Annotated in this window: 8 protein-coding genes; 4 read left to right on the top strand and 4 right to left on the bottom strand. The window is 57.9% G+C overall.

Annotation, left to right across the window (positions count from 1 at the left end):
- Positions 1–78 precede the first annotated feature (78 nt).
- Positions 79–2,319 carry an NADP-dependent isocitrate dehydrogenase gene (locus PMO31116_RS09925; protein ID WP_150566579.1) on the bottom strand — a complete coding sequence of 747 codons (2,241 nt, stop codon included), beginning with the start codon at positions 2,317–2,319 and terminating at the stop codon, positions 79–81.
- 632 nt (positions 2,320–2,951) lie between these two features.
- Here PMO31116_RS09925 and PMO31116_RS09920 point away from each other — a divergent pair.
- Positions 2,952–4,358, top strand: coding sequence for a surface lipoprotein assembly modifier (locus tag PMO31116_RS09920; protein ID WP_150566578.1), 1,407 nt, complete (start codon positions 2,952–2,954; stop codon positions 4,356–4,358).
- The gene (locus PMO31116_RS09915) at positions 4,345–5,598 is read left to right on the top strand and encodes a hypothetical protein (protein WP_150566577.1); all 1,254 of its coding nucleotides are present in this window, start codon (positions 4,345–4,347) and stop codon (positions 5,596–5,598) included. The genes PMO31116_RS09920 and PMO31116_RS09915 overlap by 14 nt, the downstream gene beginning before the upstream one ends.
- A 300-nt stretch (positions 5,599–5,898) precedes the next feature.
- Here the strand turns inward: PMO31116_RS09915 and PMO31116_RS09910 are convergent, their stop codons facing one another.
- The 3 genes from PMO31116_RS09910 to PMO31116_RS09900 form a co-directional block, all read right to left on the bottom strand.
- Positions 5,899–6,573, bottom strand: coding sequence for a hypothetical protein (locus PMO31116_RS09910; protein ID WP_150566576.1), 675 nt, complete (start codon positions 6,571–6,573; stop codon positions 5,899–5,901).
- A 242-nt stretch (positions 6,574–6,815) separates the two neighbouring features.
- Positions 6,816–7,936 (bottom strand): IS3-like element IS407 family transposase gene (locus tag PMO31116_RS09905; protein WP_150566575.1). Its coding sequence is split into 2 segments (ribosomal slippage): positions 6,816–7,678 and positions 7,678–7,936, totalling 1,122 coding nucleotides; the frame shifts between segments, so codons are not numbered across the junction.
- A gap of 272 nt (positions 7,937–8,208) precedes the next feature.
- A complete protein-coding gene (locus PMO31116_RS09900; RefSeq protein WP_150566574.1) occupies positions 8,209–8,613 on the bottom strand; it encodes a very short patch repair endonuclease in 405 nt (134 codons plus the stop codon).
- Between the two features lie 271 nt (positions 8,614–8,884).
- On the opposite strand from PMO31116_RS09900, the gene PMO31116_RS09895 reads away from it, so the two are divergent.
- Positions 8,885–11,314, top strand: coding sequence for an ATP-binding protein (locus PMO31116_RS09895; protein WP_150566573.1), 2,430 nt, complete (start codon positions 8,885–8,887; stop codon positions 11,312–11,314).
- A 273-nt stretch (positions 11,315–11,587) separates the two neighbouring features.
- The gene (locus tag PMO31116_RS09890; protein WP_150566572.1) at positions 11,588–12,589 is read left to right on the top strand and encodes a DNA cytosine methyltransferase; all 1,002 of its coding nucleotides are present in this window, start codon (positions 11,588–11,590) and stop codon (positions 12,587–12,589) included.
- Positions 12,590–12,653 lie beyond the last annotated feature (64 nt).

Below are 12,653 nucleotides of genomic sequence, written 5' to 3'. Positions count from 1 at the left end.
AAAAGCCGGCGTTCGCCGGCTTTTTTCATTGGGTGCTGCAGGGCGGTCGTGCCGACCCGCCCTCGATCACTTTCGCGCTTAAGCCGTTGCAACGCTCGCGAGCGCGGCGTTGAACGTCTTGCTCGGGCGCATGACTTGCTCGAGCTTGTCGAAGTCGGGCTTGTAGTAGCCACCGATGTCGGCCGGCTTGCCTTGCACTTCGGCGAGTTCGGCCACGATCGTCTTCTCGTTCTCGGCCAGTTGCTTGGCCAGCGGTGCGAAGTGCTTGGCCAGGTCGGCGTCTTCCTTCTGCTCGGCGAGTTCCTGTGCCCAGTACATCGACAGATAGAATTGGCTGCCGCGATTGTCGAGCTCGCCGGTCTTGGGCGACGGGCCCTTGTTGTTGTCCAGCAGCTTGCCGGTTGCCGCGTCGAGCGTCTTGGCGAGGATCTTGGCGCGGTTGTTGCCCGTCTTGATGCCGAGGTCTTCCAGCGACACGGCCAGCGCCAGGAATTCACCCAGCGAGTCCCAGCGCAGGTGGTTCTCTTCGACCAGTTGCTTGACGTGCTTCGGTGCCGAGCCGCCGGCGCCCGTTTCGTACATGCCGCCACCGGCCATCAGCGGCACGATCGACAGCATCTTGGCGCTGGTGCCCAGCTCCATGATCGGGAACAGGTCGGTCAGGTAGTCGCGCAGAATGTTGCCGGTCACCGAAATGGTGTCCAGGCCGCGGATCACGCGTTCGAGCGTGTAACGCATGGCGCGCACTTGCGACATGATCTGGATGTCGAGGCCGGTGGTGTCGTGATCCTTCAGGTACGTCTCGACCTTCTTGATCAGTTCGGCTTCGTGCGGGCGGTACGGGTCGAGCCAGAACACGGCCGGCATACCCGAGTTGCGAACGCGGTTCACCGCGAGTTTCACCCAGTCGCGGATCGGGGCGTCCTTGACCTGGCACATGCGCCAGATGTCGCCGGCTTCCACATTCTGCGAGAGCAGCACTTCGCCCGTGGCGATGTTGACGATGTTCGCCACGCCGTCTTCGACGATTTCGAACGTCTTGTCGTGCGAGCCGTACTCTTCTGCCTTCTGCGCCATGAGGCCGACGTTCGGCACCGTGCCCATGGTGGTCGGGTCGAATGCGCCGTTCGTCTTGCAGAAGTTGATGATTTCCTGATAAATGCGGGCGAACGTGCTCTCCGGGATCACGGCCTTGGTGTCCTTCGGACGGCCGTCGGCGCCCCACATCTTGCCGCCCAGGCGGATCATGGCCGGCATCGAGGCATCGACGATCACGTCGTTCGGTGCGTGCAGGTTCGAGATGCCCTTGGCCGAGTCGACCATCGCGAGTTCCGGACGGTGCTCGTGGCACGCGTGCAGGTCGCGGATGATCTCTTCACGTTGCGTGCTCGGCAGCGCTTCGATTTTCTCGTACAGGTTCACGAGGCCGTTGTTGACGTTCACGCCCAGTTCGTCGAACAGCTTGCCGTGCTTCTCGAAGGCTTCCTTGTAGAAGATCTTCACGGCGTGGCCGAACACGATCGGGTGCGAGACCTTCATCATGGTGGCCTTCACGTGCAGCGAGAACATGACGCCGGTCTTGCGCGCGTCTTCCATCTGCTCTTCGTAGAACTCGCACAGCGCCTTCTTGCTCATGAACATGCTGTCGATGATTTCGCCGTCGAGCAGCGAGACCTTCGGCTTGAGCACGATGGTCTTGCCGCTCTTCGTCACGAGTTCCATGCGCACGTCGCAAGCCTTGTCGATCGTCATCGACTTTTCGCCGTGGTAGAAGTCGCCGTGCTTCATGTGCGCCACGTGAGTGCGCGAAGCCATGCTCCATTCGCCCATGCTGTGCGGATGCTTCTTGGCGTAGTTCTTCACGGCCAACGGGGCGCGGCGATCCGAATTGCCTTCGCGCAGCACCGGGTTCACGGCCGAGCCCAGGCACTTCGAGTAGCGCTTCTGGATGGCCTTCTCTTCGTCGGTCTTCGGGTCTTCCGGATAGTCCGGCACCTTGTAGCCCTTCGATTGGAGCTCCTTGATGGCGCTTTGCAACTGGAACACCGAAGCGCTGATGTTCGGCAGCTTGATGATGTTGGTGTCCGGATCCTGCGTGAGGCGGCCCAACTCGGCGAGGTTGTCCGGCACGCGCTGTTCTTCCGTCAGGAATTCGGGGAATTCGCCGAGGATACGACCTGCCACCGAGATGTCGCTCGTCTCGATCGCCACGCCGGCCGGCGCGGTGAACGTGCGAATGATCGGGAGGAAGGCGCCGGTGGCCAGAAGCGGTGCTTCGTCGGTCAGGGTGTAGATGATGCTGGATTGCTGCGTACTCATCGCTGGTCTCGGATTCAAGAATCAGGAAAAGGTGGGGGAACGCCGCCGACTGGGGTGACAGTCCGCTAGCCATGACAAATTCTCTCGATTGTGACACGGGTCAGGGGCAAAACTGAAATGCCTTTTCGTAATGTGAATGCTCCAGTCTTATATAAGACTGGCTCTGAAGGCCCCGTCATATCGTGGAAATCCCCGTCGCGCGGGGCACGGGTCGCGCCACGCCCCGGCGGGAAGTCGGATCGGCATGCGTCAAAATTAATCGAATTTGTGTGTTGATTTAAAAAATCTATTGATGTTGCGGTGTCGCGCACGCATTTCCGGCGCATGCGCTTTGTTTGCGTGGCGTCGCTCGCCGCCGGTGCGTACGGTTGGGCGGGGGCATCCCGGTGTTCCGCTTGCCATGCCCGGGCGGTTGCGCTCTAATGGCGCCCAGCGCCGACCTTGGGAAGCCGTCAACGGTTCCCATGCACAGTCCTCCCCCCGTTTGCTGTGCCGCGCGCTCGCCCTCGCTGCCGTCATCAGAAGAATGAAAACGCGGCGTGGCGGTATTCGACCGAAGAGCGCAAAACCAATCATTGTTCCGCGAGCGTCGCCGGCATGCCCGGTGCCTCGCCGTACCGGGGAATCACTGCATGTCTGTTTCAACGCTTCGCCGAAGTGCGCTTGCCGCTGCGGTGCTGGGTGCCGTTCTGGCGCATGGCGCGTATGCCGCGGGCACGCCCGTCGCGGACGGCATGGCCGCCGTCGGCGGACCGCCTGCCTCACCGTCCGACGCAAGAAACGCCGCGATCTCCGAGGCTCGCGCGCTGATGCGCGCCAAATCGCCCGCACGGGCCTACGCGTTGCTGGCGCCGCTGGAGAGTCGTCTGGCGGGCGACGGCGAATATGACTACCTGCTGGGTATCGCTGCCGCGGACAGTCATCACCTCGAGGTTGCCGAGCGCGCACTCAAACGCAGCGTGGTGGCGCGTCCTGGCGATGGTCCGGCTCACCTCGAACTGGCGCGCACCTATTTTCTGCTCGGGCAGCGCGATAACGCGAGACGCGAGTTCGAGGGGGTGGCCGCGGGCGAGGTCCCCGAGGGTGTGCGTCCGGTCATCGAGGCCTACCTGAACGCGATCAATGCGCCCGCGGGCGCGCGTACGTCCTGGACCGGCTACGTGCAGGGCAACGTCGGGCACGATACCAATGCCAACAACGCGACGACGAATTCCGCGATCGCGATTCCGGCACTGGGCGGCTTGATGTTCGTGCTCGACGGCGCCTCGCGCGGAACGCCGGCGAACTTCGGCGACATCAGTGGTGGGCTAGGCGTGCGACATGCCGTGACGGACAACCTGGTGGTGTCGGCATCGGGAGAGGTCGATGTGCGCACCTACGCCGATAAGGCGCGCGCCTTCGATCAGGGCAGCTATTTGCTTCAACTGGGCGCGAACTGGTTGTCCGGGCCGAACAATTTCGGATTTCAGTACGCCAACCAGCACATGTGGGTCGATTCGGAGAGCTACCGCAATCTCAACGGCTTCACCGCGCAGTGGACGCGCGATCTTGGCAGCGACCTTCAGGTGGCGACGTTCGCGCAGTACACACCGATTCGCTACATGGGCACGAATGCGCGCGACGCGAATCGCGCCATCGTTGGCGCGTCGATCGTCAAGGGATTCTCGTCGGTCTATGGCGCGCCGGTCGCTTATGCCTCGCTGTACGCGGGGCGAGAAAAGCCCAAGGACGACTTGTCCGCCGCGTTCGGCAATCGGCTGTGGGGCGCGCGACTCGGTGGCGAATGGCACGTGATGCCGGATCAACTGCTGTTCGCCAGCGCTAGCATCGAGCGACGCAACTACGACACGCTCGACAGTTTGTTTCTCGTGGAGCGCAGCGACCGTCAGCTTGATGTGAGGGCTGGCTATTCGTACTTCGTGACGAAGGCGTTTTCGATCACGCCGCAATTCAGCTTCACGCGGAATGGCTCAAGCCAGCCGCTGTACCAGTACCACCGAAGTGTCTACGAGGTCGTGGCTCGCTATGACTTCCGCTGATCTCAATCCTCACGCCGATCCGGAGCGATCGATCATGACATTCATCGTGTTGTCGGGGCCTCGTCGGGCCTTGCGTTTTCCCGCGCGCCGCGCTGCGCAATGGAGCGCCATCGCATCGGCGGTGGCTTCTTTCGTCATCCCGCAGGCCAGAGCGCAGAGTGGAGGGCTCGACTTCTCGCGATTCCTGCCGCAGCCGGTGGTGTCAGCTTCAGGAGGCACTGCTGCGAGTGCTGTGCCGGGTGGGGCGAGTCCGGGTCTCTATGTCGATGTGCTGGGTGGCGCGATCGTCGTGAGCAATGGTGGTGGATCGCCGCTTTTCTCGGCCGGGCAATTCGGCTTCACGCCCAATTTCAGCGTGCCGCCGGTCGTGCTTCCGCAGAATCCGGGAATCCTTTTCACGCCGCCCCCGATATTTTCGGCAACGGGTTCGCCGACGCAGCCCACACCGGCTACAGGGCCTGTCGTGCTGTTGCCGACGCCACGGCCGCCCGCCGCCGAGCTTCCGCCGGTCTTGACGCCCCCGGTTGTGACGCCGCCGGTGCTCCCACCACCCGTCGTGCTGACCAGCGGCGCGGGGTATTACATGATGAACTGGGGCTCGGACGGTATCGCAAGTCTTGGCACGGGCACGGCGACCTTCAATGCCGCGAGCGAGATGACGAAGTTCGTGGGGTCGGACATGCCGTTCAATGTCGTGTCGGCCGTGACGGTCGCCGACGCGGGCAAACTGGATGATCTGGGCTGGGGGCGCTGGACGGCGGGCACGATATCCGATCACGGCGAGACGATCGATTTGTCGACGTGGAGTTCGGGCATGCCTTATATCGTTGGCAAGCCCACGCTGGATGCGAATCTGCCGATCTCGGGCACGATGACGTACGCGCTCGCCGGCGCAACGAAGGCTATCGACAGAATTTCCGGTGCGACCGGTACGTTGACGGGATCGCTGAGCATCGCGTTCCAGAATGCGCGCTACGACGTCACGCCGAATCTGAATATCGCCATGCCCGGGCAGACTTACGCGACCGGCGCCGGCATGACGGTGGTTGGCCCGGACGGTGCGCGTGCAACGTTCAACACGATGACGCAAAACGTCTCGGGCGGCGCGTGTGTCGGCGGCGCTTGTACGTTCTCGACGCAAGGCGTGCTGACCGGCGCGGCGGCGAACAATGCGGGCATCGTGTACTCGCTCTCGGGCCCTGAGATTCGGGTAACGGGGGCGGCGGGGTTCAAGCGCTGAGGTGCGAGGTGTGGTGCAGGGCAGGGGAGGTGCGCTCGCATTGAAGCGGGCGCCGGTCTCGTCGTTGCGGCATGCGGGATCGATCGCACGCGATCCCTGTGATGCCGGCGCAGAATGCAAAAAGGGCCGACGTATCGTCGGCCCTTCGAATCTGGTGGGTGGTACAGGGATTGAACCTGTGACCCCTGCCGTGTGAATCGGAAAGTTGGCACCAACTACGCCGGACTGTACTTGGCTTCCCTTGAAAATTCAAGACCGCTGCACCCCTGAGTTCCCTGTCGGTAACCGTGACTCCCGTGTTCAGTGTGCCAAATTTGTGTCATGGGAGAGACCCGTAGCGCGTTCCAGATCCGTGACCGTAAGGTTGAACTGCTTGAGGTGACGTTGGATGCGGCAGCGATCACTTGCGATGAAGCGGGTCAGTCTGCGCTGGTTCTCTGCATCCTCAATTTCGGCAGCGCGTTCCAGCGTCGAACGGAACGTGACCAAGATTTTCGTCGAGACTTTCTCTACGCTCTCGTGTGTCAACGTGACCTTGCGCCTCTTTAGCCCCTTTAGGATCGGTCTCGCGGCCTCGATAGCGTCAAGGCGAGTCCGCCAATAAGCGATCTCAAGCCACCAGTCATCGTTATCAGTGAGGAGTGCGCCCCATGCCCATGAGGATATGGCGCTTCTCGCTCGCCGCATAGGCATTGGACGTGAACATTCGTACTCGCGCTGTTTTCGCCCCTCCGCCGCGGTCTCGCCTGTATCCTCGTAACCATAGAACAGTCGTTCGACTTCCTTCTGTGTCCCTGCGATGAGCCACAGTCGTAAGGCTAGTTCTCGAGATACATGCAGTGGCAAATCGCGAATTCGCTCGCACGGGTTTTCGTCATCGACCTTTCTCAGCTCATCTTTCCGGATGTCGCGCACAGCGGCAGTGAAAAGCATTGCCAGCGCGTGTTCGGGCATTTTCGCGTAGTCGAGCGCCATCCTTCTTCCCCTATCTGCATCTTGGTTCCCCTATTGATGATACGGAGTCCGTACTCCACCTCGCAAGTGTGATTTGAAGACGCCGGAACTGCGCGCTAAGTGTCCTCACCTGTCTGACAGCCCGAGAAGGATGATCAGGTCACTACAGGAACTTCGGGGGAACCGAGACATGGAAGAGCGAAACTACGACCTCGCTGACCTGCCCCCTTCAATAGGGCCAATGGGCTTCTAGCAAAGTCCTGTTAAACCAGCTCCTGGAAGGCGGCGGGAGCATCCGCGGTTGCCCGGTGTTTCGCCGCAAACTCTGACGGCGCAAGGTAGTTCAGTGCACTATGCGGCCTTTGCTCGTTGTAGTCCTGACGCCATGCCGCGATGACAGCCCGAGCGTGCGCGAGCGTCGTAAACCAGTGCTCGTTAAGGCATTCGTCGCGGAATTTGCCGTTGAACGATTCGATGTACGCATTCTGCGTTGACTTGCCCGCCTGAATCAACTTCAGTGTGACGCCGTTCGCATACGCCCACTGGTCAAGCGCGCGGCTCGTAAATTCGGGGCCCTGGTCGGTTCGCACCGCCTTGGGATAGCCACGGAAGCGAGCTGCACGGTCCAATGCCCGAGCGACATACAAACCCGAGATGCCATGGTCGACGACGATGTCGACAGCCTCTTTCGTGAAGTCGTCGACGACGGTCAGGCACTTCACGCGCCGGCCGTTGGAAAGCGCATCCATCACGAAATCGATTGACCACACCTCGTTGGGCGCACCCGGCAATGCCAGTTGCTCGCGCTCAATCATGACGCCCTGGCGCTTGCGACGGCGCCGCACAGCCAGCCCCGCCTCACGGTACAGGCGATAGATGCGCTTGTGATTGGCGTGCGTGCCTTCGCGCTCCACCAGGGCGTGCAGTCGACGGTAGCCGAATCGACGACGTTCGTGCGCCAACTCCACCAGACGCGCCGCGAGCACCTCATTGTCGTGGTCCGGCTTCGCGTCGTAATGCAGCACGCTGCGAGAAAGCCCGACAAGCCGGCAGGCGCGGCGCTCGGAGATGTTGACCTTCTCCCGAATCGCCGACACTGCTTCGCGTTTGGCTTGCGGGCTCAGGGCTTTCCCTTGACGACGACCTTCAACGCTTCCATATCGAGCATTGCTTCGGCCAGCAGCTTCTTCAGCCGGGCATTCTCCACCTCGAGGTCCTTGAGACGGCGGGCTTCCGAGACTTCCATGCCGCCGAACTTTGCACGCCACGTGTAGAACGACGCGTCACTGAACCCGTGCTTCCTGCACAGTTCCTTGACCGGCATGCCAGCTTCAGCTTCCTTCAGAAATCCGATGATTTGCTGTTCCGTAAAGCGCTTCTTCATGTTCGTCTTCTTCTCCGAAAACGAACTTTACTAGACTCCGGCTGGCCCTGTTTGTAGGGGGCAGGTCAAATGTGCGTCAATTTTGCGTCGATTTCGAGCCGTCGCTGGTGAGCGTGCGAGCTGGGTTCATGAGGGTGCGTTAGGAATGCGTCGTTTTCGACGCATCTCTGTTTTGCCTTGAGCAGCCTCAAATGGTGAATCGGATGTTCGTGCGATCAGATGCGCCGTTGAGTCGATGTTCATAAGAAGCCACGTGCAGAATGAGAAATTGCTCAGCTTCTGAGGAAAACCTCAATTCGCGCCCGCAGGTTTTCCAGATCCCGCGTTTCGCATGCCCAGATTACGAGAACTTTCCAGCCGGTCGATTCGAGCTCTTCTTGAACTTTCCGATCACGCTTAACGTTCGCATCGAGTTTCGGTATCCAATATTCAGAATTCGAAAGCGGTGGCTTCCCGCGGGGACAGGTATGCCGATGCCAAAAGCATCCATGGACGAAGATGACCTTCCGACGGCTACGGAAGACGAGATCCGGCCGGCCTGGCAATCCGGCGACACAGAGGCGGTACCGGAACCCCATCGAATAGACGAGCCGGCGGACAGTCAGTTCCGGGGCAGTCCCGCTGCGGCGCACTCGGCTCATGAGCGCGCTTCGAGATTGCTTGGAAAGGTGATCCATCGGGAGTAGGAACGTGATCTTTACTTTCGAAACTGACGCAGCCGCGCTAACGCTGGCCTCTCAAGTGCGCATGTGGTTTAGATAGCGCTCAGGTCGATTAGTTTTCCCGGCGAGGCGGTGCGCCGCATCGGTTACACTCAATGGGCCCTCATTCCACTGGCTCGGGGCTGGCTCGCGCACAGCTGTGATTGTTGTGAATTTCTTGACAATTTGAAAGCTTTGCTGCGAAGGTGGGTGAGCAATCGAACAACGAACTGGCTGGGCGGACATAATGAACCAAAACGAAAGACCAGAGAACTTTCAAATGTTGATTCAAGGCGGGATGTTGGAAGCGCTTGGAATTAACATGTATACATCGTTGGGCAAATGCTTGGTTGAGTTCGTCGCCAATGCGTACGACAGCAACTCTCCTGATGTGCGTATTTCGATTCCGTTTGACCGTATCGCGGAAGCGCGCCAAAAATTGAGGGCCGCGCAAAAGCTCAAGCAGAAGGAGAAGGGCGGGCAGGCTGAGCAGAAGGGTCCAGCAGCCGTAGACACGCCGGTTTCAGCGGATGCGGCCGTGACCGAGAAAGTGCTGAACGTGCCCACGGCTGAACCGATCTCTCCCCCGATTGCGTTGCCCGATGTTTCGGTTTTTGAGGAGACGTTGGGGCCAGATGTCTCAATCATAATTTCCGACACCGGGCACGGCATGAGTCCGGCCGACGTAGCATCCAAATTCCTGCCCATTAATCGCCGCCGTCGAGCGAGTGCAAACGGCGCTGAAACCGTACTCATGTCTGAAGGGAACAAACGGCATGTTATGGGGCGAAAGGGGCTTGGGAAACTCGCTGGGTTCGGGACCGCGCAGAGAATTACTATTTCTACGAAAAGGGCGGGGGAAACATTTCGAACGATATTCAAGCTTGATGCCCGAGAGCTTCGCGTTGCTGAAAATCTTACCGAAATAAAGATTCCGGCATCTTATGAAGAAGGTGCACCCGTTGACGAGCATGGTACAACGATCACTTTGTTGGATCTTAAGCCGGATGCGGTGAAATCGAGTGCCGAAAAAATAAATCAGACGCTCGCTGAAGCTTTTTTCGGAATCAAGCCGGAGGAGTTTGCTATCACCCTGAATGGGGATCCCGTGCAGGAGACAGGGGTTGAGTACGAATTTATTTTTCCCGAGGATGCATCTAAAACGGGAGATTTGGTGACGGATTATGTGGCGATTCCAGATCTTGGTTCATTGAAAATTCGATATGCAGTTAAGTTTAGAAAACGAGGGCAGCATTTGAGTGCTGGGCGTAGAGGGGCAAGAATTTACTGTAATGGACGTCTCGCTGCTGGCCCATCGCTTTTTAAACTTCCTACAGGAATGCATAACTTCCATGCTCAAGACTATATGGAAGGGATTTTTGTTGCGGATGATATAGACCGACTTGGGATTGATTTTGTCAATACGAATCGAACTCAACTTCGAGAGGATAATGACGTCGTTGATGCGGTTATTCAGCATATCTCGGATATTATGAAAGCTGCGATTTCCAGGCACGCGGCTTTTAAAGAGGGAAAGGTCGAAGAGGAGATTCGCGAGACCGAGACCGGGAAAATGATGACGCGGATTATAAATAATCTTCCAACAAAAACCCGAGGTCCGGCCTCGAAGTTGCTGAAGACAATCGCTGGGCGATACGGCGCCGAAAGTGTTGAGTTCAATCAATTGGCTCCCTTGGTTGTTCAGTCAATGAATGCTGGTGAGGTTTTGATTCGCCTAATTGAATTGCAGTCGGATCCAGGGACTATCCAGCGGATTACGAGCGAATTGAGTGAGCTTGCGGAAATCGAAAAAAGTGATTCATTGAAGTTGTATCGCGGTCGTCGAAATGGGATTATCGCTCTTCGCAAGCTTATCGAGAAGGGGGAGAGCTTGTGGAGGGAAAAGGGGATCGAGGGTGAGTTGCAGAATCTCTTTAAAAGTGATCCTTGGCTCATTAAGCCGGAATATTCAAATTACGTGACTAGCGATGAAAATTTGAATAAATTGGCATCTAAAATCGCAAAGATATTAAATGTTGATAAATATTCGCCAATTACCAATGTTGACGGCAGCTATGACAAGGAGCGTCCTGATTTGGTGTTTTTGATGTCGGATAGCGCAAGTCCTCATGTTTTTACCATTGTGGAGCTTAAGTCGCCGACGCTTCCGCTTGAGTTTGATCATCTAACTCAGCTGAAAAAATATATGGGGAAGGTCGAGGATTTCATTAGTACCGAGCTTAAGAAGCCTGCAACCGTTAATGGGTACCTGATTGGGTCGATGCCGGATTCGAATCCCAAAAAGCAGTCTGAGGAGCAGCGATTGCTCCTGAACGAGATGAAGAAGCGTGAGCCCAGCGCGGAGTGGGAGGTCATCGGCCTCGAGGAACTGCTCGCCCGCGCCCAAGCGATTCATTCCGATGCGATCAAGGCCTTTGAGGCGCATCTTCACGAGAGTGCTAGCGACGGTTCGATTACGGTTGACTCTGCGATGGCTGGCGGGGTAGCGACATCGCCATCCGTTCCAGCGGCTTCGACGGCAGTTGGGCAAGGCGCTGCATTGCAAAGTGGCGCGATGGCGGTCAATGGGTCTCGTCCGCCAAAGGCCGCCGCTCCAACTCAAGGGAAAGGGCAGCAGAAGAAGGGCCGTCGCGGCCGCCATGGCGCGCGCAGGTAAGTACAGCCTCTTGCTGCGCCTCATGCAGGGGGCTGGAACGATTTGGCCTCGCGGGTGACGCACTTCATGTGCCGAAACCGCGAGCCCGATCGGGCGTAGGAGGGCTTGGCGAACGGGCGCTTTCTTGACATCATGACGCCACTTGGCTGCCCGGTGGAGTTTCAGTCGATTTGACAAATCGCTACCATGGAGCATTTTTGGGATTCTGATCGAGATCGTTATAAGTGATGTCGCCGCTTAAAAGTAGAATGATTTATATTAACCTGGTGAAAAATGAACAAAACAATTGATTTGTTCGCAGGGGCGGGTCTCATGACTGAAGGGTTTCGGCAAGCGGGATTTAGGTCTGTTTTTGCTGCTGAATCGGACGCGCGGGCGGTGGCTAGTTTTAATCGTAATTTGGAATCTGTCGCTAAGACATGGGACGTCAGAAACGTTGTGCAAGGGTTGGCGGCTGATGTCATCGTCGCCGGGCCTCCCTGTCAAGGATTCAGTTCTCTTGGCAAGATGGACAGCAATGATTATCGAAACAAGTTGTCTCTCTCTGTATTGGATTGGATCAAATCCGCCAATCCGAAGATCGCTGTTATCGAAAATGTTCCGCAGTTTGTTGAATCAAAATATTGGCGGGCGGTAGAGCGTGCTGCGAGAAAGCTCGGTTACGATTCCGTTGTATGGAAACTGAATGCCTCGGACTTTGGGGCGCCGCAAAATAGACTGCGCGTGTTTTGTATCCTCTCAAAAATTGGTTTGCCACAGAAACCAGAAGCTACCGTCGCACGCGCTGTCACGGTACGCGAGGCATTTAAGGGTCTGTCGAAAGCCCCTAGCATAGAGATGCAGCACGTCGCTCCCATTCCTGTTGGAGTCGCTGCCGAACGCATTAGGCTAATACCCCGGAACGGCGACAAGCGAGATTTGCTGCGTAAAGCCCCTCATTTGTGTCCGCCGAGCTGGGCAAAAATGGGGGCACAGGCTACGGATGTGTGGGGGCGAATGAAATTCGACGCACCTGCGAACACTCTTCGTTGCAGCTTTCAGAACGCATCGAAAGGTCGTTACATCCACCCAACGGAAAATAGGGTAATTACGTTGCGCGAGGGCGCAAGGTTGCAGGGGGTTCCAGATGATTGGGTGTTTGAGGGTGATCGATCGTCCATTGCAAGGCAGATCGGCAATGGAGTTCCGGTACCTTTGGCAAAGGCGGTAGCCGAAGCCATCTACAAAACAATAGTTGGGAGCCAGAAGGCTCCGTTGACACCTGACCTGTCCTGAAAATTTCGTACCAATCAGATCTAGGGATAATGGCTCCTCAGCTCAGATGAGGAGTTGGCATGAA

It is taken from the genome of Pandoraea morbifera (assembly GCF_902459575.1).
Taxonomy (GTDB): Bacteria; Pseudomonadota; Gammaproteobacteria; order Burkholderiales; family Burkholderiaceae; genus Pandoraea; species Pandoraea morbifera.
This window is presented reverse-complemented; position numbering and strand designations above follow the sequence as displayed.

Bases quoted from the DNA above. Each gene is read 5' to 3' on its own strand.
- PMO31116_RS09890 (WP_150566572.1), top strand. From the start codon at position 11,588: ATGAACAAAACAATTGATTTGTTCGCAGGGGCGGGTCTCATGACTGAA.
- PMO31116_RS09910 (WP_150566576.1), bottom strand. From the start codon at position 6,573: ATGGCGCTCGACTACGCGAAAATGCCCGAACACGCGCTGGCAATGCTT.
- PMO31116_RS09900 (WP_150566574.1), bottom strand. From the start codon at position 8,613: ATGGATCACCTTTCCAAGCAATCTCGAAGCGCGCTCATGAGCCGAGTG.
- PMO31116_RS09925 (WP_150566579.1), bottom strand. From the start codon at position 2,319: ATGAGTACGCAGCAATCCAGCATCATCTACACCCTGACCGACGAAGCA.
- PMO31116_RS09895 (WP_150566573.1), top strand. From the start codon at position 8,885: ATGAACCAAAACGAAAGACCAGAGAACTTTCAAATGTTGATTCAAGGC.
- PMO31116_RS09920 (WP_150566578.1), top strand. From the start codon at position 2,952: ATGTCTGTTTCAACGCTTCGCCGAAGTGCGCTTGCCGCTGCGGTGCTG.
- PMO31116_RS09915 (WP_150566577.1), top strand. From the start codon at position 4,345: ATGACTTCCGCTGATCTCAATCCTCACGCCGATCCGGAGCGATCGATC.